The organism is Salegentibacter salinarum (assembly GCF_900168115.1).
GTDB classification, from domain to species: domain Bacteria; phylum Bacteroidota; class Bacteroidia; order Flavobacteriales; family Flavobacteriaceae; genus Salegentibacter; species Salegentibacter salinarum.
Genome location: NZ_FUZC01000022.1, coordinates 36,776 through 60,717, shown reverse-complemented (window position 1 = coordinate 60,717; position 23,942 = coordinate 36,776). Strand labels below are relative to the sequence as shown.

The window sequence follows — 23,942 nt, the reverse complement described above, 5'->3', positions numbered from 1 at the left end:
GCATTCTCGGTCACACTGGTAGTGTTGGCATCGATGATAACCTCGGTACCATCTACTGCAGTATGAGTGTAGGTTCCATCCGTATTATCAACTAAAATATCTGATGTGTTGTCAAGGTTGTCCTGGATCTCATCCAAAGCATCTTGAACGTTACCAGCGGTAAGACCACTATTGGTGTTATCGTAGGCGTTGCTATCGGCATTGGTATTGATGTTGATCGTATTACCATCGGCATTGGTCAAATCGTAAGTGCCATCGCCATTGTCTAATAGATTGGTGGTGTTCGCATCGAAAATAACCTCGGTGCCATCTACTGCCGTATGGGTGAAAGTTCCATTACGATTATCCACAAAGGCATCGGTCTCATCACCAAGAATGTTGATGATCTCATTGTAAATAGCTCCTTCATTCTGAATATTTGCAACAACATCATCAATTACGGTAACTGTCATACTCTCCCCATTGTGATTGGTGAAGGTGTAGTTCCCTGCTCCATCCTGAGCATAACTCGTGGTGTTGGCATCAAAATCTATAGCAGTCCCTGCAGCGTCGGAATAAGTAAAAGTACCATCGCCATTATCAGTAAGGTCGATATTCTCTAAACCGGTATCAGTATCGTCCAAACTAGCCTGCACTTCTTCCAGGGCTGCCTGTACATTATCTGAGGTAAACCCATTTGTTGAATTATCAAAGTTAATCGCATCAGCATTGGTATCTATGCTGGTAATGGCATCCCCATTACCATCGGTAAAAGTATAAACACCATCGACTTCACTTACACTGGTAGTGTTGGCATCGATGATAACCTCGGTGCCATCTACAGCAGTATGAGTATAGGTTCCATCGGTATTGTCAACTAAAATATCTGATGTGTTGTCAAGGTTATCCTGGATCTCATCCAAAGCATCCTGTACGTTTCCAGCGGTAAGACCGCTATTGGTGTTGTCGTAGGCGTTGCTATCGGCATTGGTGTTGATGTTGATCGTATTACCATCGGCATTGGTCAAATCATAAGTACCATCGCCATTGTCCAATAGATTGGTGGTGTTGGCATCGAAAATAACCTCGGTGCCATCTACTGCCGTATGGGTGAAAGTTCCATTACCATTATCGGTTATTTTTGTATTAAAGGTATTAGCTTTTATAAGGTCAATAATCCTCTCATAGATATTTCCGTTATTATTAATATTACCTATAACATCGGCAGGAACATTTATTGTAGTAACCGTATTATCTTCACTGGTGTAGGTGTAAGTACCATCTATATTATCAACAAGAGTAGTAATATTTTCGTTTGCAATTTCCCCTAGATCTATTCGTACATTGTCACCTTCTTCGTTTAAATACACGAACTCTTCATTTTCAGAATTCCATATTACTATATTTTCCGGAATATTTGGATTTGAATTATTAGAAGAGGAAATTCTTTTCCAGCTTCCATTATACCAATAATAGTAACCTGGAGTTAAAGCTTCAGTAGTAGAGGTATTGAAAACCAATAAACTTTCTACATTGCCGTTGGTAATTGTTGTCTGGTCTGTTATGCTTAGAAGTGAGACTTGAGGTATTAATATCCCTCTATCATTAGCTACTATTTCTAACTGACTGGAAGGATTGGGCATATCGGTTCCTATGCCCACTTGGGCATTTACAGAAAAACCAATAAAAATAAGGGATAAGAGTAATAATTTTTTCATAGATTTTACCTTTTCTAATTAAAACCACCATCAAATTTTAAAGAAGATAAAAGGTGGAGGCCAGTTAATTTTCGCGAAAATCTATAAACAAATCGTAAAAAACTGCTAAAAGGGATATTACATAAGTACTACAAAATACAATACGGAATACAACCCATTCTTTTTCAGCAACATATAAAACAAGCGTATTGCTTATATTCAACATTTCTAAAAAATTAAAAATCAGAGATAGGAAAGTATAATAATAGAGATAAAGGATAACCAATATCAAAATAATAATAATTAAAACCTTTGAATAAAAACTTAAATTAGTTACCTACATAAATTTGCTCTAATTTTTAAAACGATCTAGATTCTCTAAAAAAATATTTAACAAAAATGAACCCGGTTAAAAAACAGAAACTGAAAGGAATTATATTTAAAAGAAAGGATTAAATGGAGTGATGAATTCATCAAAAAATTAAAACTATTGTTTATTAGTTTTCTAATCATTAGGCCAGTAAAAACCTCCCCAAACACAAACATGTTGTAAAAGATGGGACAATAAAAATTTACTAGAATTGAAAATAATCCAGCGGTATTCGACTCTCGAAATTAATAAGGATAGCCCAAAGCTCAACTTTAACACTATCCTGCAAAGTGTGTAAAGTTAAAATAACAGGGGTTAAACTTTTTAAAGTCTGATTTTTTCTATAGATGGTAAAAAACTGATTTAAGATAATGTCCCAGTTCCTGATAGGCATCAACTTTTTAGTGACTTCCCCTGTAGCCAAATACCGATTTCATCACCGCCTCATCTGCGGGTATTGGGATTATCGGACTTTTGGCACTTGTTAAAGCCTAAATGCCCCTCCAATTCCCCTCGGAGCATTTTCTCAATGCCACGTTTCGGCAGTTGTTTTAAAAAGCCATTGAACTCGTCACCGATTTAGAACTGCTTCAAAAATTCATCGCTAAATAAATCTTCTTCCATACTGTGTAAAATTTGAATTATACAAAAAAAATAACAGGGGTCGCCACCCCTGTTATTTTTCTATTTACAAAGTTTATGAGTTAGTCCTCTAAATTTTCATTTAATTTAAGCTTAAAAATACTAAGTTACAACGGTTAATTCTTGATAAGTCTTTTTAATCAGATTACCCTTAATCTTTAAATTATTTTTGGTTCAAATCCTGTAACCATTGGTATAAATCAGTACCTTTAGAGAGGTCCAACTTCTTACGCAACCTATACTTTTTTATCTGTACAGTTTTATGCTGAACAAAAGTATAACGGGCAATATCCTTTGAAGAAAAATTTAACCAAATCAAGGCTAGTAAAATAAAATCACTTTTTGTTATTTTGGGATTTAATACCTGTATTTTATTACTTAGGTTGGGATAGTGCTTTCTGAACTCAGGTAAAAAAGATTCGTCATTCCTCTTTGCCAATTCACAAAGTTCTCGAAGATTATTTTCTGATTTTGCTTTTAACTCCACCTCTTCAAGCTTCTTTTGATTTACTAAAGAGTTAATCTCTTGAAGCTTATCATTATTTTCTTTAACAGATTTTTTATATTTCGATCGAATATATTTTCGTGATAATACACTTCCACCAACTAAAAAAATACCAGCGCACAAGCTGATTGTAAGCCATTGATATTTTTTCTTATTATAGGTTTCCTCCTGTTGGTGAATAAATTTCCTGGCCGCAATATCCCTAATTTTATTTTTGCTGTTGGTCACACTATCACTTAAGGTTAAAAACTTATTATAGTAGCTATTCGATTTCTCTGCATCACCGATGTCGCTATAAATACCAGCCAGATTTCTATAAGTCTTTAATACTTCTTTATTACGGTTTATTTCTAAAGAAATATCCAGAGCTTTATTATAATAACACAAAGCTTCTTCAAAATCACCTATAACTTTATTATAATAAGCAACATTTCTCAAATAAATAGATTCCTGATACCTTGAAACCGATTCATCTAATTTATTTTGGGCTATCTCAAGAAAATACTTTGCTGAGTCTATTTTCTTATCGTATGTAAGATACCACCTACCCATTAGTACGTAATTCATAGTTATTGGAGAATATTTTAATGCCCGCTTTTGTGAAAAGAAAAGAGAATCAATTTCCCCCATCCCGGAATAAGCCGCTGCTTTGTTCAAATACAACTTACCTATCATGCTGCTTTGGGTAGTATCACTTTTAAGGTGCTCTATGCCTTCATTTAAATTCTCTAAGGCAAAGCTATGATAGCCGAGTCCTATAAAAATTCGTCCTTTTAAATTTGAAATTTCTGCATTTAATAATTTACAAGTACAATTATTATAATAATCCGATTTTTCCAGCAAGGAGATATACTCTAAGGCTTCATTAAATTGCCCAATGTTGCATAAAAGGTTTCCAATATCAAAATATACATAAGTAATTCCTTTCTTATATCCCAGTTCTGTTGAAGCCTCTAAAAGCTTAAAATTCCATAGCATAGAGGTTTCCATATCGTTTTCCCAAATACTGTTACCAGTAAGCCTAACGCTTCTTATACTATCTATTTCTTCAATAGTTAAGCCCTCATATTCTCTTGCTGAACCATTAAACCAACTAAATATCAAAAAACTGAAAATAAAACAATATCCTTTTTTTCCCCACAAAAAATTCATTTGTTAATAATTTATTAGTAATCTTCATTTCGTGAAAATCACTTACCTAATTCATAACTTTTAAGCAATTAGTACCTTTTTCACCCTTTCTGTTACAATCTAACCTCAATATTGCTAAGTAAGAATTCAATAATTATACATCCGATATACAATTATATAGAATGTTGAAAAATACCTATACTATTGAATCACTAAAGATCTTTCTTAATCGATACGTTTTAATCCCCTTGTAATCACCTTTGCCACCAATCAAACATATCTCTTTTAGTTCTTCTGAACCTCAGCTTTAATTTCTTCTACTTCCTTAGAGTTAAACCACCTTAACTCAGGCATTCTTTCTCTAAATCACACAAGTCTGAACATTTCCATTATCTTCAAATTTCCATTTTTATATATAAAAGAATGGTAACCAGTATAAAGTTCCATATTCTATGTTGTTTTTTAATTAATCATATATTTTTTTAATAATAAGAAATTGCTTCATCGACTAATTCCTTTTAAAACATTGCGATGTCCAGATACCGGTTGCTATCTCAAAATCGATATGCCTGTGACTCCCTTGATTTACTTAAAGTAAAGAGCATAGGTGATTTAGGTAATTATTCATGTTAGCTAATATTGCAAGGTTGCGAGAAATCTTTCCTGTCTTTAATTTGCTATTACCGCTCTTGACAATCAAAATCAAACTATTTATTTCTGCCGGTTATTTCTATAATTAGGGCCGCGTATATGATCGGAGAATTCTTGAGGGTTTTCCTTTGAGGAATTTCCTGTCTTTTTTGATTATGCGGGTTTGAAAAGTAATTTTAAGTAGGCACCTTTAATAATTTCTATCTAAATAACCTCTTTGGTTTGGACTTCTACCGTAAACCCCAGATGGGGTAAAACGAGGCGCATTTTTCTTTTTCCTATATCACGAATAATGGCTTCATGCTGTTTAAAGGCCCCGTTTTTAATGGTGATTTTATCTCCGGCGCTAAGATGTTCTACTTTAGCGTCTTCAACCTTATCTTCCTCCAGCCATTCGCGTATTACCTTAATTTCTTCATCTCTTACAATAGCCGGTTTACCCAACCAGAATAAATACCGAACCACGCCGGGTACCTCAAAAACCCGGTTACGTTTTTTTTCCTCCAGTTTTATAAAAACATAAGACTTAAAGAGCGGGGTTTTAATTTTCTTTTTACGGTCACTCCATTGTTTTACTTCAGTGATTAGCGGGCAATAGATCTCTATTCCTATTTGTTCCAAATCGTCGGCCACTCTTTTTTCCATCCTGGGTTTGGTGTATAAAACGTACCACGCCATAGCTAAGATTTTTTTGTCATCTCTTCGCAGTAGGGTGTATTGAAGAAATTTTAGATTGAATTATTAGTTAGTGAAATCAAAATTACAAAGATTTTGAGTAAGAATAAGCCTTAGCACCACTTCAAATTAGAATCAATTTATGAAGCATTCAGGCATAGTCAGTTATTTTTAAAATGCCAGGGAAAGTGTGAGTGCCCCCCTTTTTTTAGAAAAGTTGAACTGTCAGTATTAATCAAAAACACTTACCTAACGGGATTATTATAGTACCAGGTGGTAAAAAGTGTCTCAATTACTTCTCAGAATCTTCTCCATCTGTTTCCCTTTGGCCAGTTCGTCTACCAACTTGTCTAAATACCTTACTTTTTGAGTTAACGGATTGTCGATTTCCTCTACACGGTAACCGCAAATTACCCCGGTAATGAGATGAGCATTCGGATTCAAATTTGCTCTCTCAAAAAAAGTTTCGAAGCTTACTTTCTCTTCAATAAGTTTCTTTTGCTTTTTTTCATCATAACCGGTTAACCACTCAATAACCTGCTGTAATTCTTCCTCACTTCGGGCTTTCTTTTCCACCTTTGTAAGATAATGCGGATAGACCGAAGCAAAAGTCATCTTTGCCATTCGCTCGTTGTGCTTTGGTGTTGTTTTCATAACCTAACTTTTATTACTTCCTCTTTGCTAATATTTAAGCTATACGGAAAAACAGTTTAAGTTATAAAATTATTGATCCATATAAAATAAAGATTTAGAAAACAATTAAAAACTGACGAGCAGAATAAATTGAGAGCTCGTAATAAAAGTTTACCTGCAACATTCTAAACCTTCTAGTAAGATAAGGCGGATGAGTTTAATCTCCACTATTTTCAATACGCTACAATTTAGGTACTGGATGACTATTTAAAAACATTTCCCTGAGTATAATATTCTGAATCCTTAATTGTGTTTAATTTTCTATAGTCATACTCATTTCTTTATCACTTAACTCCTGGCCAAAATAGGGCATCCCATCTTTCCACTTTAAAACTCTTGCCCGGGTGTGACGATTGGGATCGTACAGAGGTTCTCCTTCAATTTCTTTATAATTACGGGCGTGATAAATCATTACATCTGTCTCTCCATCTGAAGCTTTTGTAAAACTATTATGACCCGGGCCGAAACGCTCCAGACCGGGATTACTGTAAAATACCGGTTCTGGTAATTTATGCCAGGAATTTGGATCAATAAGATCGGCGTCAGTATCGGCCCACATTAATCCTATTGAATAATTGGCATCCGTGGCACTGGCAGAAAATGTTACAAATACTTTTCCGTGACGCACGAGTACCGCAGGAGCTTCATTCACCCTGTGCCCCTGAATTTCCCAGTCGTGCGTAGGCTGTGAAATCACCACTTGTTTATCTGCCAGAGTAGTTGGACTGGTCATTTCAGCAATATACAATCCGGTATTCATTATAGTATCTGAAGCCCTGTCAGTCCAGATCATATACCGTTGGCCGTCCAGTTCAAAACTTGTCGCATCCAGGGAAAAATCGTCCCTGTTACTAACCACCTGGCCTTCTTCTTTCCATTCCCCTTTAGTAGGATCGGCCGAAGGATTTGATAACGCATACATTCTTATTTTCCATTTTTCTTCTGCTGAACCGGCTGCGAAATACACATACCATTTTCCGTCTATTCGGTGCAGTTCCGGAGCCCATATATGATTACCCATTACACCTTTATCGTGTTTACGCCATACAATTACCGGCTCAGCTTCCTTTATCCCATTGATAGTTTTTGATTTACGAATTTCAATTCGGTCATATTCAGGAACGGTTGCTATAAAATAATAATAGCCGTCTTCAGCTTTAGTAACAAAAGGATCTGCCCTTTGCTCGGCCAGTGGATTATCAAATTGCAAGCTTTTTATTTCCTCATTTCCAGTTTTTGAAGAACCACAGGAACACATTATAAAAATAAGGTTTAAAACTCCTAAAACTTTTAATATTGGCATAAAGGAATATCGCATTCTATTTAGATTTAAATTTTCCTCAATTTAAAAATAATATTTTAATTGTGTATTTTACACTTAAAAATCTTTGAAGATAATCCTGTATAAGTTTCAGCAATTTTTAATCTGTAGTTGTAGTGGGATTATGTTCAATATCAAAATTACAGGAATTAGCAATAAAACACATTTTACCTGCTTCTTTGTGCAATTCAGTCGCTTTGGTAATCATACTTTGTTCTGCTACTTTCACTTTAGGATTAAGACATACTTTTGTAAACTTTCCGCTTCCGTTGGCCGCTTCTTCCATAACTCCTGTTGCATTATCCAAATAGGCTATTACTACAATTTTATGTTTGGAACATAGATGCAAATACCAAAGCATATGACAGGCCGCTATCGAAGATAAAAATAAATCCTCCGGGTTATATTTTGTTTTATCTCCCAGGAAGGCCGGCTCTGCCGAAGCCATTATTTCAGTATATTTTCCTTCAGCTGAAATGCTATGATCACGATTGTATGACTTGTAATTTAGGGTTCCATTACCTTGGTTACCCGTCCATTCCACGCTTAGTTCGTATTGATGTTTTTTCATTTAAAATATTGACTTACTATTTATACAAATGAATTACGGCTGATTATATCCACCGATTTACTTTGGACTTATATGCTCTATATTTTGTACCAAACTGTTTTTCCATTTCTCTTTCTTCAAATGAAATGTACCAGTAATTTGTGACCAAAATAAAAAGTAGACAGCCAAGTATTGGAATCAATGTTCCTAATAAGACCCAAACTCCAAGTAAACTTATTAAAAAACCGAGATAAATTGGATTTCTGCTGAATTTAAAAAGTCCATTTGTAACCAGTTTTCGTGGTTTTTTGAAGGTGTGGATTTCGGTTTCTATTTTATTGAATAATTTTCTAACTTTTATAGTCATAATTAACCCTAACAGGATTAAGATGATCCCGAGGTAATTATATGGCTGTGGCATAATTTCCTGGATTACGATTACATTTCTGAGCACTACCATAAAGATGATACAAATTAGAAAAAGAAATGGTGGAATTAGTTTTTTCATACCCCGAATGTTTAGTTTTCGTAAAGGTATACCGCAAAAAAGTCCCTTACATTAACATAGGTTTATGCGCCCATATTTTTTCTTATACGGCTTAAAGCTATTGGGGTGATGCCCAAATAAGAGGCAATCATATGTTGCTTCACCCTTTTTTCCAGCTCTGGGTATTCTTCAAGAAATATGCGGTACCTGCTTTCAGCATCCAGTAACAAGAATTCCCGTTCCCTCTTCTCTTTTACCGAATATCCTTTTTCCAATAATTTAAGCAGAAGTAAATTCCATTGGGGATTTTGTGATTTTAATTTTTGCCAGTTAGGGTAAGAAATGACTAAAACCTCTGATTCTTCTATGGCTTCAATAAAGAAATGAGAAGCTGTTTGTGCGATCATTGCAGAATAGGAACTGATAAAACTTCCCTCGGGCATAAATACCTTTGTAAATTCCTTACCTTCTTGCGAGATATAAACATAACGGAACAATCCGCTAATTACAATTCCAAATTTAGTAGGGATTTGACCTGCCCTTATAAAATGGGATTTCGGCTTGTAACTTTCAATTCTAGCCATTTCGATAAACTCAGAAATTTCCTGTTCGCTTAAATCGGTGAATTTCCTGATAGATTTTATGATTCCTGCTAACATATCTGAATTACTTCCACGAATTATTCTGAATACTAAAAATAATCAAATCCAGCAATTTACCTTATCAGTCAGGAATTCAATTAATTATTTCGTTCCAACTTTAATTTATAAAATCATAATAACCTTTATGATATTGGCTTTTATCAACAGAAACATAACACCAGCCATTCAAAACTGTAACAAATTCTTGAAATATTATACCAATAAGCTATAACCAGAAATCATTATATGAAAAATACTTCCCACGCTCTTGTTGCCAAATTCAAAATATCGGATAAAAGGAATAAGATGCTATGGTTGATTACAGCAGGATGCATCATTTCTATTATAATTTTACAAATGGGCTATTTATTTGGAAAAGCATTTTATTATTTTACTCATAGTTAAAAGCATCAATTTCCGGCCAAGCTTCAATTAAAACTTAAGTTATTCAATTCTATCATCTACATGGCATTTTTTATAAATCTGCTTTAAATTTCAAAATTGAAGAGTAAAACCAACCTTTTCTTATTCGCAAGCTTAGTAATTGCATTAATTCTAACCGGATGGCTGTATTATCTTTCTGGGAAACGAGTTGGTGATCTTGCCGTAGATGAACAACAGGATGGTGATTTTCAGGTTTGCGATGAGGATAAAATATTTCAGTATTACAATCTGGACACAGATTATAAAGGAGGGAAAAAAGCAATAAAAAAAGAAATTCTCAATGAGCTGGAAAGTTTAAATTTTAAAAATCAGGGCTTAGTAACAGCTCGTTTTATCGTGAATTGTAATGGGGATGCTGGCAGGTTTCGCTATAAATCAACCGATTTAGATTTGAAAGAAATGAAAGTTAATAGCGAAAATATTGAAAGAATAAAATCTGCTGTACTATTACTACAGAATTGGAATTCTCCTAAAGAAAATAAGGTTTTCGACAGTTACTACGTATTAAATTTCAAAATCAGGAATAATAAGATCGTAGATATATTTTAGCAGATGAAAAGATTCTTTAAAATTCTCAAATTGGTTGTCGCTTCCCTGCTTACACTTTATTCTGTTTTTATTATTTATTTCATGTTGTTTTCCCCGGCGGAAAAACGCTTTAATGTCGCAGCCCATCTCCAGGGAAGTTTTCTATCTCAAAATCTCTTCGAAATTTTAAAATTCCAGGATCCGGAAAATGATGAAATTTATTTTGAGCAGTCTGTGGCGTTTAATAAAAGAGGTGAATATAAAAAAGGATTTGAACTGCTTGACCAGGCTGTAGACCTAAACCCAAAGGTACACCTGGGTTACCGAGGTTACATGAAACTTCGGTTTTTAAGAGATTTTAATGGCGCCTTAAAAGATTTCACTCGGCTGGACCCCTTAACTCCTAATTTTGTTGATGCACCCTGGGGTGAAGACATCAATTTTTTGAGGGGAGAATCGTATTTCGGCTTAAAAGATTATGAAAAGGCAAAAGCTTATTTCGAAAAAAGTATAGAAACCCAAGGGGCAGACTGGGTAGATATTCAGGCATACGTGTACGCAGGAATTTGTGAATATAAAATGAATAAACCGGCTGAGGCTATCGCTTTTTATCAGAAAGCACTTGAGCAATCAAAATATACGGTTGAAGCACAATTAGGATTAGCAAAAATATATCTGGAAAAACAAGATTTAAAAAACGCTGAAATACACGCAGATTTAGCGCAGAAATATTACAGTTATAAAAGGAATGATGGCTATAATGAATATTTAAACGAGGTATATAAAGAAGATATTGAACTGCTACAAAAACGATTCAAATAAACTCACAGAAAAATCACTTTAAAAATTAATCAATCTAAATACTGCAAAATGAAAATACTTAGTTTATTACTTTTCTTACTTATAGGAATAACCTCAGTTTCCGCCCAGGAGATTGAAGCTGAAAAAGTTTTTCTGGGTTATAAGTTTACTATGAACAATAAGACCCTGGATTTTAAAGGAATGCAAAAACTTATGATCGCCGATGAACAGGCCACACGTTTAATTAAGAAAGCACGAAAAAACAATACCATTTCCACTATCCTGGGAAGTATAGGCGGGAGTTTTGTAGGAATTCCAATAGGTGCAGCGGTGGCTGGCGGAGATGCCCCCTGGGTTTTAGCAGGAGTTGGAGCAGCTTTTATTGGTGTGGCCATACCCATTTCTATCAGAGCTAATAATCAGGCGCATCAGGCGGCAGAAAGAATTAATCAGGTAAATTCATCACAACCTAATCCTTTAGTACCGGTCACCTTTAAATTCATTGGAAATCAGCAAGGGCTTGGGCTGGCTTTATCATTTTAAATGACAGAGAAACCGATGCTTTTCTCTGGAAATATTCTCAAAGCTTTTGCCTTAAGTTGAACCCCCATTCATAAGGTTTCAAAAACAAAAAGCTGTTTGAAAATTCAAAACCTTTTCTCGAAGCCCGAAATTTCAGGTGAGATGAGATTATAATTTTTCAAACAGCTTCTTTAAAAATCTTATACGTTTTAAAAAACCACCTATTTCTTTTGTGGTAATTCCCGGGTTAACCACCCTCTTTTACTGGCAGTTGCCATAGCGTAAGGTGTAATCCAGAACAAGCCAAACGTATAGAAAATACTATAGGAATATATCCAGAAAGATTCAGCTATATTATACTTTTTAGCATAGAAAAATGCCGGAAGAGTTGAAAATATCAGAATACTTAATAGCGCTGAAGTAATAAACAGTACCGGATGTGCTACCAGTAAAATCAACATTATTAACAGTAACGGATAAGTAGTTAACATTTTCATCCATTGATTTAGTAATAAAATACGAGGCCCTGATTTTGAGCCCGCTCTAAACGTCTTAAACGCGAATTTAGACATCATTAGGTTTTCACGCACATTACTTCTTTCCCAACGGGTAAACATTTTATGTAAACTGCTGAATTTTTCCGGAATGTTAGTAAGCACATAAGCATTACGCTGAAATAAAACATGGAAACCCTGTTTTAAGATCATATTGGTCATCGCACGATCTTCACCAATATCTGTAGGTTTACCCATAAAGGTTTGATTTATCCATTCGGGAAGGCAGTTTTTTACAGCAGTCGCACGATAAGCGGCTAAAGCACCCGGGGTACATAATACAGATCCCAGTGCACTTTGTGCAGAGCGAATAAACTCAAAACTAAATACAAAACTTACATTAAGCATTCGAGGGATAATCGCTTTTTCATTGTTTAAAACACGAACATTTCCTGCCACTGCACCACAATCTTCATTGGTTACAAAAGGAGAAACCAGGTTGCGTAAAGTATCCTTTTCTACAATAGAATCACTATCAACCGTTACGAAAACCTCTCCTGTGCCAAGGTTAAATCCACGATACAGCGCATGTCTTTTACCCTGGTTTTTGGGTTGCTGATATATTGCAATGCGGTCTCCCCATTGTTCTTTGGCTTTTTTCATCCATTCCCAGGTATCATCTTTACTACCGTCATCAATAGCAATAACTTGTAATTTCTGAGCCGGATATTTACTATTCACCAAACTCTCTAAAGTTGAATAAACCAGTTTACCTTCATTATAAGCCGGTACAATTACAGTACAGGAAGGTAATTCTGTATCGGTTACAGAATTTACGGGTTTATACTTAAAGAATAACCTTGCTATATAAGTTAAAAATCCAAGTCTGAATACTAATAAAAATCCACTGATAATAAGTAGAATAATACCGCCCAGGGTATTCATTCTATTCATATTTACCGCTTTAAATTCAGCTTGTAAAAGATAGAAAGAAAAAGCTCCTCCAATAAGAAGCAGAAATGTTGAAGCTAAGATGAACAGGTGCCTTTTGGTAAATGTTGCTTTCCTGTAATTAACTGAATCTTCTTCTGTAGCAGCTAAATTTTCTGCTTGTAAGCTGGTACTATTAATTTTAAAATCTTTTGCCGAAGCAGCAGAGGAATAATTAAAGTTCGAAGTCATCATTTTTATAAAATTTATAGTTTAAAACCTTCTTTACGATTCCTTGTAAAATGAGAACCTAAATAGTGCTGGAATAATTCCAGTAGGGAATAGCAACATCTGTACCCGGAGCCCTCACTATTGAAAATGAGACTATTGACAATCTCCTCTGTAGATGAAAATGGGATTATTATGGGAAAGTTGTGGATAAAGTCTACATCAAATTGGAAATCTTTTAAGGAAATTACCCTGCCAATTATTCAAAGTTCACAGCAGTATCAATTATATTATTTAACTACAATTGACTTATTCATGGCTTCCAGGTCCTCCAGGCTTTGACAGAGATATAGGCAATTTCAACAATACGCTGATTTCGACCTTGAAAAGAGCATCTTAATGGCTTAATTATTCTAGCTTCTATAAGCCGTAAAGAAATATTTTGCATAAGACCAGATAAGCTTAACAGACCGAGAACCAAAATATTTTTTATGAATTACGAGTTATTTTTTTGTAGAACCTAGGAGTTAAATGAGTGGCCTTTGTAAAACTCTTTGAAAAATGGGGATAGGAACTAAAACCCATCTTAATTGAAATTTCAGTTAAGGAAAGATCTGTATTTTCTATGAGTATTTTACATTTCCGAATCCGCTGCTTGTTGTAGTACTGCGTGGGTGTACAACCAAAAATCTCTTTGAAACCGGTTTTTATTTTATATTTATTGGTATTAAAGAGCCCTGCTAACTGGTCTAATGTTTTTGGAGGTTCTTCCAAATGATGCATAATATAGATATGGATTTCATGAAATAGTTTTTGATCCCATCTAGAATAGGTTTTTATTTCAGAATTCTCAGGAAGCTCTAAGAAAAAATCCTTCGTGGTATCCATAAGATAAGATGTCACAATATATTTCTCATTCCTCATACCAGTTAACCTCGAGACTACGGTATGTAAATCAATTTTTAAAAGTTCATCAAAATGATATTCCAGGGTAATATTAAAAGATTGTTCATTTCCTTCTAAGAACTCCGTTATTTTTTTGGTCCACCTATCTTGAGATTTTTTGATTAACAATTCATAAAATGGATTGTTTATAATAGTACTGGGGGCAATTTCAATATTATCAGGATGTTTATAACTATAATCCACCACCTTTAAATTTTCATTTAATAAAAAAGTGGCTGTACGAATCATCATAATTTCAGTTTGCCGGTTAAGCAACAAAAATTGATGTCGCTTCCTGCGTAGTTCTTCTGCCGTTTGATTTACATAAGCATTGAGTCCTTCGAGCTCATCCCTGTGGTGAGTTCTTTTTATTTGATAGGCAAAATTACCTTTGGCCATTTCGGTAAGCATACGGTATATACCACGTAAATTTGTCCTATTAAATACACGTTCCATAATTGTAGGTTTTAATTAATACTTCTTTGGCTGTATGGTTTTAAAAATTGTATTGCCTGGTTTCTATCCTTGAATACTCGAATTGGTATTTGGTGATTTAGAGTTTGAATATAGAATTCGGTAAGCCGGATAGTAACGGGAGAGGTAGCATGAAATGCTAAAGCTTTTATAAAAAGAGCACCTTCCTGAGCAAGGTAGTGCCTGGCTTCTGACTGAGAATCAATCCTACCGGAAAGCTTACAACAAACGGGGTATTCCTTGTTATGCTGAAATCCCATTCGCTCTTGAACAATCCTTTTTGCTACTTTTAAAGTGAAAATTAGATCCTCCTTATAATCTACGAATAGAATGCCATCAACAATACAATATTTACCATACTTACCTTCAAACATCAAAGGGGGGATTTTCGTTAAGTAGGGATTTATAAGCGAATACCTGGAAAAACCAGCTTATTCCACTCAAATATAAAAGATAAAGCTCAGAAATACTTATACATTCCAACAGTGAACTTGTGAATTTCATTAATTTTTGGCTTTTTTTTTATTTTTTCGAATAGCTAACTGATAGAATTTGAGTTAATTTAATGACAGATGAGGATTTACCCAGTACCAATTCCTTAAACAAACCAAACTTGAAAATAGCCCAACAACGATTTTATTTATTTTCATTTACTACAAGTATGTTTGAAAAGGACATGGAGACATTTAGTGAAAACCTCGAACGCTTAATTCATTCGGGGAAAACCGAGCTGAAGATGGCTGATGACGGGATAAGGTTGTGCATCCAAACCTTATCAAAACTTCAAAAACAGGTTGATAAAGAAGACTTTGAGGATACCCAGACGGAGATTGAGTTTTTCAAAAATATCAAACCCATCCCAATGAGTTACCTGATTTATTTCACGGAAGTTCGATCCTGTGAACTAATGTTGCCCAAGGCTGGTGATTCTCATAAAGTTCGTTATTTAGAAAAAGAAATTAAGAAAATTAATAAGTTCTTTTCCGCCAACCACAGTTTTGTGAATTATATGGAACAAAACAAAAATTACCTCGACTTCGAATTTTTTAGCCGAAAAGGGGGGATGGATTTTTCCTTTAGTCCCGTTATAAATTATTATCAGAACCCCGAGTTTTCGACTACTCACGATATGTTATGGTCCAAGGTGCAAGCCCTTTACCGGTATATCCATTATATTAGGGAGAAACTAGAATTGATTCAACCCGGTAGCAACAGTAATTTTCGGAAACGTCAACCGAATTTACTCGTATGGTCGGGCTGTAAAATTTCACTGGCAGAAGTAATTTATGCCCTATACCATGCAGGAGACATTAACCATGGAACTGCAGATCTCAAGACCTTATTCTCTGTCTTTGAAGATGTTTTTAATATCAAATTTGATAATTTTTATAAAACCTACAGGGAAATGAAAGCCCGAAAAGATCCGCGGGCAAAATACCTCCTTGAAATTGCTATTAACCTGGAAGCCAAAATGCGCAGAGAGGACAAATAATTTTCGAAGTACATCCTTACTACAAAAAACCGGTAATACATTATTTCTATTGCATTTTAAGGCTAATTTCATAACACCTGATCCTTAATTTCAACAATTCTTATTGAATGTGGTTAAATGTTAAAGTTTTTCGTACTACGAAGAATATGGGGAATTATTTTCACGAAACATTCTCATTTTTATAGAACAATTATTATTTAACCGGGCCAGGAACTATAATTGCTATACTCCCAGCCAAAAAACTGTTCTATTATGTCAACACCTATTACCCGAGACGATCTTCAGGATTTTAAAATGGAGCTACTCAGAGACATTAAACAGCTGCTTAAACAACAGAAATCAGCTAGAATAAAAAAGTACTTAAGATCTTCTGAAGTTATGGACTATTTACAAATCAGTCCAGGGACACTTCAGAATTTACGATTAAACGGCACACTTCCCTATATCAAAATTGGACGTATTATTTATTACGATCCAGGAGAAGTCCAAAAAGTAATGGAGAAGAATCGTATACTAAATTTAGGCCTATAAAATGGTTTTGATTCTTTTTAGTGCCGAGTAGACAAAGGGAGTTTTCTCCAAGTCTCTTCACCTGTCTTGATGTAGAGTAGGTAGCCAGCGAGTTACTTAATATATTAAGCACCTTTCCCCCCCATCACCGAACCTCTCGTGCTATTACGATGTCAAGAGGCTCTAATCTAAAAGTTTCATTATCCGCATAGGAGACCGTTAGGTACGGTATTGTAGAGGCGCAGTCCGCCAGTTTTTGGTGGAGCCATCTACTCGATTAGCCACTGGCTTTTTTTATTCAACTTCAAATTCCCAACGTAATTTGTTCTTTTACTTTATGATAAATCAAGGAAGCCTTAATACATTCTTTTAATTCTAATTCTGGAATTTTCTGGTTTAATTGAAAGACAATTGCTCGTTTTCCCTCGTATTGAAATTTGTGATCAAAAACTAACCTGAAAGTATCAACCAATCTACTCGTGCATTGGAAATACATTGCATATTGGTCAGGTGTTTTTTCTTTCCAATCCATTCGCAAAGTACTGCCGTTCTTAGTAACAAAACTGGGTTCTCCCCATTTCAATGTTTCTTCTAAAACACTTATACCTTCGGTTTCTTCTGCTGTTTCAATTACCAATTCACGTAGATATTGCATTTTATCCCGAACAATGTCAGGATAACTCGCGAAAACCGTCTCTACTTTAGGATCTGTCTTTATTGTCAATTTACCCATTTGCTTGAATTTTTTATATTTACATAGAAATCTACTTCTGCATAAGAAGGACTTTGTGCTCTTTCTCCGAAAATTTCAACATTGGCATTATAGGTTCTGTCTAATTCCATTTCAATTGGCAACAGTTATTTTTATTTTGTCCAAGATTCTTTATCATAGACATTCGTTATTTCTTTTCCATCATAAAGGCTTATTCCTTCCCAAGTGCTAAACCAAATTTGCCCTTTTTTATCTTCATAAATGGTTTGGATTGTATTTGTGGCTAGTCCGTCTTCTACTGTGAATTGGGTAAAATCTTTTCCGTTATAACTATATACACCATAATTTTCTGCGGAAAACCAAATATTCCCTGCTTTGTCTTCACAAAAGTTATAAGTTTCTAGGCCATTTATTATTCCCTCTTTTGTGAAGTTTGTAAAAGTCTTACCGTCAAATTTACTTACACCTCCATAAAAAGTTCCTATCCAAATATTTCCTTGACTATCTTCAAAAAGTTCAGCCACATTATTGTCGGTCAGCCCATTTTCGGTTGTGAAAAATTCATATTGATTACCATTGAATTTTGTGATGCCGTAGCTATCATTAACAAACCAAAAATGTCCTTTTTTATCAATTAAAATATCACTGACTCTATTTTTAGATAGCATAGGTTCGGGATTTGGAACATTAGGCTTCGGTACTTCGAGAGTTTCAAAATTATTCCCGTCAAATATACTAACACCTCCTACTGTGCCAATCCAAATTCTTCCCGTATTGTCCACTTCAATTGCCCAAATTTCATTATCAATTAGTCCGTCATCTATTGTGTAGTTAGTAAATTCTTTTCCATTGTATTTTGTTAAACCATTTGATGTGCCAAACCAAATATCCCCAGTTTTGTCTTCAGTTATAGCTCTTATTGCATTTCCTCCTATTCCATCTTTTGAAGTATAGTGAATAAGGGAATTATTATCATAGATGAGAATACCATCGTGGTTAGTTCCAAACCAATAATTTCCTTTTTTATCTTGATAAATTTGCCATACAAATTCACTAACTGCCCCATTTAAAGTAGAGTGCTGTTTTGAGCTTCTGTAAATGAAAGGTTGATGTTTTTCTATGTTTGATTGACTAGAATTAACTTTTTTGTTATCTTTCTTCTCTGTTTCTTGTCCCTTGCAAGAATTAGCCAAGGTAATTAGAAGCATCATACTTAATAATCTTGTAGATAGATTCATAATAATATCAATTATTTTCTTTGTGCTTTCTAATTGTTGCCATCGTCCCCTATAAAAACAGAGCTGGTGTGCATGATTGTCCGCAGGACATCAGGCGTTGCAAGCAAGTACAAAGGTTCGAACTAAGACTTGTTTTAGCATTGTTTTTTGTGTTGTAGCCAGTTATTTAATTCCAGATTTCATTAGATTGAGTGAGAATGACTGGAATATTGTCAGTGACTAATATGGTTTGTTCGTGTTGTGTTACGTGCCCACCTTTATTGCCTATCAAAGTCCATTTATCATTTGATTCCATTGCAATGGTTGAAGCTGTTGATATAAAAGTCTCTATAGCTACAGTAGTATTCTTTTTAAATCGTTCTCTGTTGCTTTTGACCCTGTAATTTAAAATGTTCCCGGGCTTTTCGTGTAAACTTCTTCCAACTCCGTGCCCTGCTAAGTTCTTAATGACTTTAAAGCCTGATTTTTTAGCCTCAGTTTCTATTAAATAACCCACGTCGGCAATTTTCACTCCTCCTTTAATATGGTGTATTGCTTTTTGCAAAATCGTTTTTGAAGCGTCCACAAGAGGTTGATGATTATTTATGTCCTTTCTAATAATAAATGAGCCTCCATTGTCAGACCAAAAGCCATTTAGTTCAGCAGAAACATCAATATTAATCAAATCTCCTTCTTTTAATATTTTGCTATTGGATGGGATGCCGTGGGCGACTTCATTATTTACACTTATGCAAGTATATCCAGGAAATCCATAAGTTTTACAAGGCGCAGATTTTGCTCCATAACCTTTTAAAATTTCACCTCCGTAGTTGTCGAGTTCTTTAGTAGACATTCCCATTTTAGCGTACTCTCTCATCAACTTTAGTGTAGTTCCAACGACTTCACTAATTTTTTTCATTCCTTTTAATTCTGATTCTTTCGTTATTGACATCTCATTTTTTTTTAATTGGCCACAACTTCCCGTATCGCACGGAATTTTGAATAGAGGCTTGAGCATTGTTTTTAGCATCGACGAAAAAACAGTAAATCAAGTATCTTAAATAAAAAAACGATAAGATATGGACACTAAGTCTACTGCTTTAATTCCAAAGTTATACGTTGGTATTGATATTCACAAGAGAAGCTGGAAAATACATTGCAGCACCGATCTTTTTGCTGGAAAATCCTTTACCATGCCGCCTGTTCCTGAACAACTGTCTCAGTATGTGAACAAACATTTTCACGGGTACGAAGTTTCCGCGGCTTATGAAGCTGGATGTTGTAGCTACTATGCCCATCGTTCTTTTGAAAGCTACGGCTGGAAATCTTTAGTAGTCAATCCTGCAGATATTCACCGCAAAAGAAAAGAACGACATACCAAAACAGATAAAATCGATGCCAGCTTATCAGCAGGGAACTTAAGAATGATCGCTTGGAAAGCATTGTAGTTCCCGATAAAAAACGAGAGGAACTCCGCAGTCTCTTCCGTCGCCGAAATGATCTCGTTAAAGAGATGCGTCACATTAAATCAATGATCAAAATGCAGCCTTTACTTCGGAATCAAAGAACCCGAGGAATTTGATAATGACCACTGGAGTCACAAATACCGAAACTGGCTGAACAACCTGTCTTTTGAATTTGATACTGCCCGTGAAACCTTAAACAGTCGTATGCGCAGTTTCAGGTTCACAGATCAGGAGTTGCGCCAGGTAACCAATCACCTCCGCGCCTATTGTCGTAAATATCATAAAAAAGATTATTATCTCTTAAAAAGCATTCCCGGGGATTGGTGGAATTGTTGCCGTGGGCATTTTCTCAGAACTTAGAGATCTCCGTCGGTTCAATTCATTAAAACACTTGGCAGGATATGTTGGTCTTGCCCCGGCAATGCATCAAAGTGGTGCTTCAAATAAAACTATGGGAATGAACCCCAGATCAAACCGCCTGATCCGATCCTCTTTTGTCGAGGCTTCATGGCAGGCCATTCGCACAGATCCAGTAATGCAGGCTTAGTATCGTACACATTTAGGAAAAGAGGACAAAAAGATCATTATTAAAATAGCTCACAAACTCCTGAGTAGAACTCTGGCAGTTATAAAAACAGAAACTCCCTATGATGTGGTGTTACCTGCTGGCTTTTCCCTTTACAATATTTGAAATTTCAGTTATAGTAGGGTTAAGTTTTAATATTACACCATTTTGATTAATGAGAAAACTATAAGGTATGCCTACTATATCCAATTCCTTATAAACGTTTTGATTTGGATCAATTAGATTTGTCCAGTTAAGACTGTCTTTCTCTATTGCTTTCAACCATTTTTCTTTGTTTTCATCTATTGAAACACTAACTATTTCAAAGTCATTATTTTGCAATTCGTTTTTTAATTTAACCAGTTCTGGATTTGCTTTTCTGCACGGTACGCACCAAGAAGCCCAAAAATCTACCAGTGTAAATGCAGCATAAGTTGTGTTAATGTCCACTTCTTTCTTTTTTTGGTCGTAGAGTTTAAAGTCTAAAAAAGGTTTCCCTACTCGATAAGCAGAAAGATTGACAATAGATCTTTTTATCAGTGATAGGTCGGAATTTTCCATTCTCGTTGTATCAAGCTTAGAAAAAAGATCAACAAGTTGTTCTTTTGAAAAAACAGGATTCATAACTGCATTACCAGCTAAAATCCCTCCACTAAATGGATGACTCCTGTTTTCTTCTATTAAAGCACTTAGTTTTTGGTATAACAAATTAGGAAAACTATCCTTATCCTTGTTGTTCTGATAAAAGAGAGAATAATCCTTTCGAATTTCTTCGGAATATGAACCTTGAATATTTTTAATTTCCAGGTTTTGGCCAGAAATTCTATTGGAATCAGGAGTTTGTTTAATAGCACATTTTAACTTAATCTGACTGTTTTCAATGTAAAAATTTGCTCCACTTTTACCACTTTCTAAACTTAAGAAAGCTGAAACTGTGTCCTCTACTTTTCCTTGAAATTCAAAAGTACCATCTGTAACTCGTGAACTGTCAATTACGTCTCCGTACATTAAATATATATAACCATTATACTTGTCTCGTAAATTTCCCGAAATAGTATAGGATTCAGTTGGGTCAGATTCTTTGTTCGAATTTTCTTTACAAGATGTAAGAATGATTAGTAAAATTAAGGTCAAAGATTGTTTCATGTTTTTTGGTTTCCGAATGCAGGTAACGTCCCGTATAAAAACTGTGCGAGCTGGCGTGCCTGATTGTCCGCAGGACAATCAGGCGTTGCAAGCGAGCACGGACTTTCCATTGAGACAGGTTTAAGCATTGTTTTTAGCATCGATGAAAAAGCAGTAAATCAAGTATCTTAAATAAAAAATACGTAAAGATATGGACACTCAATCTACTGCCTCAATTCCAAAGTTATACGTTGGTATTGATATTCACAAGAGAAGCTGGAAAATTCATTGCAGCACCGATCTTTTTGCTGGTAAATCCTTTACCATGCCACCCGTTCCTGAACAATTATTTCAATACGTGAACAAACATTTTCAAGGCTATGAAGTTTCCACGGCCTATGAAGCCGGCTGTTGTGGCTACTATGCCCATCGTTCTTTTAAAAGCTATGGGTGGAAATCCCTGGTAGTTAACCCTGCAGATATCCACCGCAAAGGAAAAGAACGATACACCAAAACAGATAAAATCGATGCCCAGCTTATCAGCAGGGAACTTAAAGATGACCGTCTGGAAAGCATTGTCGTTCCTGATAAAAAACGAGAGGAACTCCGCAGCCTCTTCCGTCGCCGAAATGATCTGGTTAAAGAGATGCGTCGCATTAAATCAATGATCAAAATGCAGCTGCTCTACTTCGGTATCAAAGAACCCGAGGAATTTGATAATGACCACTGGAGCCATAACTTTCGAGACTGGCTGGACAACCTCTCTTTTGAATTTGATACTGCCCGGGAAACCTTAAACAGTCGTATGCGCAGTTTCAGGTTTATAGATCAGGAGTTGCGACAAGTTACCAACGAGCTTCGCGCCTATTGTCGTAAACATTATAAAAAAGATTATTATCTCTTAAAAAGTATTCCAGGTATTGGTGGCATTGTGGCCGTAGGCATCCTCTCTGAACTGGGAGATCTACGTCGGTTCAATTCCTTAAAACACCTGGCAGGTTATGTTGGCCTTGCCCCGGGAATGCATCAAAGTGGTGCTTCAAATAAAGCTATGGGAATGAACCCAAGGTCAAACCGCCTGATCAGATCCTATTTTGTTGAAGCTTCCTGGCAGGCCATTCGCACCGACCCCGTAATGCAGGCTTACTACCGCACTCATATAGGTAAAGATGTCAAGAAAATTATTGTCAAAATCGCTCATAAACTCCTCAGTAGAACCCTTGCAGTTATAAAAACAGAAACTCCCTATGAAATAGGTGTCATTGAATAAAAACAAAAAAATAATACTAACCAGCTCAAACCAATTTCAGCCTGTATCACAAAACATTATACGTGGCCAATTCCGGATCACATTTTTTAGCTAGTGGACAGGTTTTATAATCAAAATCATAATGATGCTGGTGGCCTCACCAGAGCGAGGACCACATATAGGATGCGGAGCAGGTTATAAGTATTGAAATATTGACAAGTAAGCAAGGGCTGAAAAGACTTGCCAACATTTCAACACTCCAAAAACATCATCAAGATGAAATAAAATAGAAAATAAAATATTAAATTTGAGAGAAGGGCTTATTGCTTTTCATAGGATATATTGTTGTGCGCAGTTTTATTTCAGTCCGAGTTTTGATTTGGTGTAAGGTAAAAGAACCAAGTCTTCTTTATTACTTTTTTCAATAATGGATTCTTTAGATAGCATAGCTTTAATCCATTGCTCCACATTGTTAGCGAAGAATTTATTCATTTTTTCACCTCGTTCAAAATCAGTCAGATGATTTTCCAGATCAAATATTTCCGGCGACTCTGAATCTAAGCTCACTAAAATGTCCGAAATATCGTGTTTTATAAAATCTTCTTTATTAAAGTCCTTTTCAAGAGGCTTAATCTCCGTTTTTAATCTTAAGTAATAGTTCTTTGAATAATTTGATTTAATTAAAACCAAGAATACGATAGAATCTGCACTTTCTGTATAATAAGTAGTTTTATACTTCTCCAGTTGGAGCTTCTTAGAATTCCTTTCTATTAATTCCCTAAAATCTTTTGATTCCATATTTTACATTGATATCCGAAATTGCGCACAACATACCGATAAATGCAATATTACATTTATTTGCAAATAAACCCATGGTGACATTTATTTTAATTTTAAT

24 protein-coding genes and 2 pseudogenes are annotated in these 23,942 nt (G+C 35.2%); 8 read left to right on the top strand and 18 right to left on the bottom strand.

Features of this window, described 5'->3' with window-relative positions; translation table 11 throughout:
• From B5X53_RS17735 to B5X53_RS17685, 9 genes and pseudogenes are all read right to left on the bottom strand, one after another.
• A pseudogene (locus B5X53_RS17735) lies at nt 1-1,697 on the bottom strand (hypothetical protein); the annotation flags it as partial.
• A 799-nt stretch (nt 1,698-2,496) separates the two neighbouring features.
• A pseudogene (locus tag B5X53_RS19735) lies at nt 2,497-2,625 on the bottom strand (IS256 family transposase); the annotation flags it as partial.
• Between the two features lie 226 nt (nt 2,626-2,851).
• Nucleotides 2,852-4,036: a hypothetical protein gene (locus tag B5X53_RS17715; protein ID WP_159447912.1), complete on the bottom strand. Its 1,185-nt coding sequence runs from the start codon at nt 4,034-4,036 to the stop codon at nt 2,852-2,854.
• A gap of 1,143 nt (nt 4,037-5,179) precedes the next feature.
• Nucleotides 5,180-5,653 (bottom strand): transcription termination/antitermination protein NusG, encoded by a 474-nt coding sequence (nusG, locus tag B5X53_RS17710; protein WP_079714546.1) that lies wholly within the window; start codon nt 5,651-5,653, stop codon nt 5,180-5,182.
• A 285-nt stretch (nt 5,654-5,938) separates the two neighbouring features.
• A complete protein-coding gene (locus B5X53_RS17705) occupies nt 5,939-6,304 on the bottom strand; it encodes a DUF2200 domain-containing protein (RefSeq protein WP_079714545.1) in 366 nt (121 codons plus the stop codon).
• Nucleotides 6,305-6,596: 292 nt separating this feature from the next.
• Nucleotides 6,597-7,661, bottom strand: a complete 1,065-nt coding sequence (locus tag B5X53_RS17700; RefSeq protein WP_079714544.1) for a glycoside hydrolase family 43 protein — start codon at nt 7,659-7,661, stop codon at nt 6,597-6,599.
• Nucleotides 7,662-7,764: 103 nt separating this feature from the next.
• Entirely contained in the window at nt 7,765-8,235 is a 471-nt protein-coding gene (locus tag B5X53_RS17695) for an OsmC family protein (RefSeq protein WP_198550726.1), read from the bottom strand.
• 43 nt (nt 8,236-8,278) lie between these two features.
• Nucleotides 8,279-8,722, bottom strand: a complete 444-nt coding sequence (locus tag B5X53_RS17690; RefSeq protein ID WP_079714543.1) for a methyltransferase family protein — start codon at nt 8,720-8,722, stop codon at nt 8,279-8,281.
• 62 nt (nt 8,723-8,784) lie between these two features.
• A complete protein-coding gene (locus B5X53_RS17685; RefSeq protein WP_079714542.1) occupies nt 8,785-9,360 on the bottom strand; it encodes a Crp/Fnr family transcriptional regulator in 576 nt (191 codons plus the stop codon).
• A 483-nt stretch (nt 9,361-9,843) separates the two neighbouring features.
• Here B5X53_RS17685 and B5X53_RS17680 point away from each other — a divergent pair, with 483 nt between their 5' ends.
• From B5X53_RS17680 to B5X53_RS17670, 3 genes are read left to right on the top strand one after another with little or no spacing between them, the layout of a single operon-like run.
• Nucleotides 9,844-10,335, top strand: coding sequence for a hypothetical protein (locus B5X53_RS17680; RefSeq protein ID WP_079714541.1), 492 nt, complete (start codon nt 9,844-9,846; stop codon nt 10,333-10,335).
• Between the two features lie 3 nt (nt 10,336-10,338).
• Nucleotides 10,339-11,136 carry a tetratricopeptide repeat protein gene (locus tag B5X53_RS17675; protein ID WP_079714540.1) on the top strand — a complete coding sequence of 266 codons (798 nt, stop codon included), beginning with the start codon at nt 10,339-10,341 and terminating at the stop codon, nt 11,134-11,136.
• Between the two features lie 48 nt (nt 11,137-11,184).
• A complete protein-coding gene (locus B5X53_RS17670; protein ID WP_079714539.1) occupies nt 11,185-11,658 on the top strand; it encodes a hypothetical protein in 474 nt (157 codons plus the stop codon).
• Between the two features lie 200 nt (nt 11,659-11,858).
• Here B5X53_RS17670 and B5X53_RS17665 read toward each other — a convergent pair whose 3' ends face one another.
• From B5X53_RS17665 to B5X53_RS17655, 3 genes are all read right to left on the bottom strand, one after another.
• Entirely contained in the window at nt 11,859-13,316 is a 1,458-nt protein-coding gene (locus B5X53_RS17665) for a glycosyltransferase family 2 protein (protein WP_079714538.1), read from the bottom strand.
• Between the two features lie 462 nt (nt 13,317-13,778).
• Nucleotides 13,779-14,690 carry a helix-turn-helix domain-containing protein gene (locus B5X53_RS17660; RefSeq protein ID WP_079714537.1) on the bottom strand — a complete coding sequence of 304 codons (912 nt, stop codon included), beginning with the start codon at nt 14,688-14,690 and terminating at the stop codon, nt 13,779-13,781.
• An 11-nt stretch (nt 14,691-14,701) separates the two neighbouring features.
• A complete protein-coding gene (locus B5X53_RS17655) occupies nt 14,702-15,082 on the bottom strand; it encodes a DUF7793 family protein (protein WP_079714536.1) in 381 nt (126 codons plus the stop codon).
• 239 nt (nt 15,083-15,321) lie between these two features.
• On the opposite strand from B5X53_RS17655, the gene B5X53_RS17650 reads away from it, so the two are divergent.
• Nucleotides 15,322-16,200: an RteC domain-containing protein gene (locus tag B5X53_RS17650; protein ID WP_232764079.1), complete on the top strand. Its 879-nt coding sequence runs from the start codon at nt 15,322-15,324 to the stop codon at nt 16,198-16,200.
• Between the two features lie 252 nt (nt 16,201-16,452).
• Nucleotides 16,453-16,731, top strand: a complete 279-nt coding sequence (locus B5X53_RS17645; protein WP_394341607.1) for a helix-turn-helix domain-containing protein — start codon at nt 16,453-16,455, stop codon at nt 16,729-16,731.
• 283 nt (nt 16,732-17,014) lie between these two features.
• Here B5X53_RS17645 and B5X53_RS17640 read toward each other — a convergent pair whose 3' ends face one another.
• The 4 genes from B5X53_RS17640 to map form a co-directional block, all read right to left on the bottom strand.
• The gene (locus tag B5X53_RS17640; RefSeq protein WP_079714535.1) at nt 17,015-17,443 is read right to left on the bottom strand and encodes a DUF1801 domain-containing protein; all 429 of its coding nucleotides are present in this window, start codon (nt 17,441-17,443) and stop codon (nt 17,015-17,017) included.
• On the bottom strand, nt 17,431-17,553 hold the full coding sequence (locus B5X53_RS19500) for a hypothetical protein (RefSeq protein WP_262507309.1): 123 nt from the start codon (nt 17,551-17,553) through the stop codon (nt 17,431-17,433). The genes B5X53_RS17640 and B5X53_RS19500 overlap by 13 nt, the downstream gene beginning before the upstream one ends.
• A 21-nt stretch (nt 17,554-17,574) precedes the next feature.
• The gene (locus tag B5X53_RS17630; RefSeq protein ID WP_079714534.1) at nt 17,575-18,660 is read right to left on the bottom strand and encodes a ligand-binding sensor domain-containing protein; all 1,086 of its coding nucleotides are present in this window, start codon (nt 18,658-18,660) and stop codon (nt 17,575-17,577) included.
• 166 nt (nt 18,661-18,826) lie between these two features.
• Nucleotides 18,827-19,591 carry a type I methionyl aminopeptidase gene (map, locus tag B5X53_RS17625; RefSeq protein WP_079714556.1) on the bottom strand — a complete coding sequence of 255 codons (765 nt, stop codon included), beginning with the start codon at nt 19,589-19,591 and terminating at the stop codon, nt 18,827-18,829.
• A gap of 127 nt (nt 19,592-19,718) precedes the next feature.
• Here map and B5X53_RS17620 point away from each other — a divergent pair, with 127 nt between their 5' ends.
• Both B5X53_RS17620 and B5X53_RS19695 read left to right on the top strand, forming a co-directional pair.
• Nucleotides 19,719-20,087, top strand: a complete 369-nt coding sequence (locus B5X53_RS17620; protein WP_079714533.1) for a hypothetical protein — start codon at nt 19,719-19,721, stop codon at nt 20,085-20,087.
• A gap of 355 nt (nt 20,088-20,442) precedes the next feature.
• A complete protein-coding gene (locus B5X53_RS19695) occupies nt 20,443-20,652 on the top strand; it encodes a transposase (RefSeq protein ID WP_157822083.1) in 210 nt (69 codons plus the stop codon).
• Nucleotides 20,653-20,763: 111 nt separating this feature from the next.
• Here the strand turns inward: B5X53_RS19695 and B5X53_RS17610 are convergent, their stop codons facing one another.
• Complete coding sequence (locus tag B5X53_RS17610; RefSeq protein ID WP_079714531.1) at nt 20,764-21,816, bottom strand: TlpA disulfide reductase family protein; 1,053 nt, start codon at nt 21,814-21,816, stop codon at nt 20,764-20,766.
• A gap of 190 nt (nt 21,817-22,006) precedes the next feature.
• Here B5X53_RS17610 and B5X53_RS17605 point away from each other — a divergent pair, with 190 nt between their 5' ends.
• Complete coding sequence (locus tag B5X53_RS17605) at nt 22,007-23,065, top strand: IS110 family RNA-guided transposase (RefSeq protein ID WP_079714530.1); 1,059 nt, start codon at nt 22,007-22,009, stop codon at nt 23,063-23,065.
• 336 nt (nt 23,066-23,401) lie between these two features.
• Here the strand turns inward: B5X53_RS17605 and B5X53_RS17600 are convergent, their stop codons facing one another.
• Nucleotides 23,402-23,842, bottom strand: a complete 441-nt coding sequence (locus B5X53_RS17600; protein ID WP_079714529.1) for a hypothetical protein — start codon at nt 23,840-23,842, stop codon at nt 23,402-23,404.
• Nucleotides 23,843-23,942: the final 100 nt, after the last annotated feature.

Coding starts and splice junctions, on each gene's coding strand:
- nusG (WP_079714546.1), bottom strand. CDS start 5,653: ATGGCGTGGTACGTTTTATACACCAAACCCAGGATGGAAAAAAGAGTG.
- B5X53_RS17705 (WP_079714545.1), bottom strand. CDS start 6,304: ATGAAAACAACACCAAAGCACAACGAGCGAATGGCAAAGATGACTTTT.
- B5X53_RS17700 (WP_079714544.1), bottom strand. CDS start 7,661: ATGCGATATTCCTTTATGCCAATATTAAAAGTTTTAGGAGTTTTAAAC.
- B5X53_RS17695 (WP_198550726.1), bottom strand. CDS start 8,235: ATGAAAAAACATCAATACGAACTAAGCGTGGAATGGACGGGTAACCAA.
- B5X53_RS17690 (WP_079714543.1), bottom strand. CDS start 8,722: ATGAAAAAACTAATTCCACCATTTCTTTTTCTAATTTGTATCATCTTT.
- B5X53_RS17685 (WP_079714542.1), bottom strand. CDS start 9,360: ATGTTAGCAGGAATCATAAAATCTATCAGGAAATTCACCGATTTAAGC.
- B5X53_RS17675 (WP_079714540.1), top strand. CDS start 10,339: ATGAAAAGATTCTTTAAAATTCTCAAATTGGTTGTCGCTTCCCTGCTT.
- B5X53_RS17670 (WP_079714539.1), top strand. CDS start 11,185: ATGAAAATACTTAGTTTATTACTTTTCTTACTTATAGGAATAACCTCA.
- B5X53_RS17665 (WP_079714538.1), bottom strand. CDS start 13,316: ATGATGACTTCGAACTTTAATTATTCCTCTGCTGCTTCGGCAAAAGAT.
- B5X53_RS17660 (WP_079714537.1), bottom strand. CDS start 14,690: ATGGAACGTGTATTTAATAGGACAAATTTACGTGGTATATACCGTATG.
- B5X53_RS17655 (WP_079714536.1), bottom strand. CDS start 15,082: ATGTTTGAAGGTAAGTATGGTAAATATTGTATTGTTGATGGCATTCTA.
- B5X53_RS17645 (WP_394341607.1), top strand. CDS start 16,453: ATGTCAACACCTATTACCCGAGACGATCTTCAGGATTTTAAAATGGAG.
- B5X53_RS17640 (WP_079714535.1), bottom strand. CDS start 17,443: ATGGGTAAATTGACAATAAAGACAGATCCTAAAGTAGAGACGGTTTTC.
- B5X53_RS19500 (WP_262507309.1), bottom strand. CDS start 17,553: ATGGAATTAGACAGAACCTATAATGCCAATGTTGAAATTTTCGGAGAA.
- B5X53_RS17630 (WP_079714534.1), bottom strand. CDS start 18,660: ATGAATCTATCTACAAGATTATTAAGTATGATGCTTCTAATTACCTTG.
- map (WP_079714556.1), bottom strand. CDS start 19,591: ATGTCAATAACGAAAGAATCAGAATTAAAAGGAATGAAAAAAATTAGT.
- B5X53_RS17620 (WP_079714533.1), top strand. CDS start 19,719: ATGGACACTAAGTCTACTGCTTTAATTCCAAAGTTATACGTTGGTATT.
- B5X53_RS17610 (WP_079714531.1), bottom strand. CDS start 21,816: ATGAAACAATCTTTGACCTTAATTTTACTAATCATTCTTACATCTTGT.
- B5X53_RS17605 (WP_079714530.1), top strand. CDS start 22,007: ATGGACACTCAATCTACTGCCTCAATTCCAAAGTTATACGTTGGTATT.
- B5X53_RS17600 (WP_079714529.1), bottom strand. CDS start 23,842: ATGGAATCAAAAGATTTTAGGGAATTAATAGAAAGGAATTCTAAGAAG.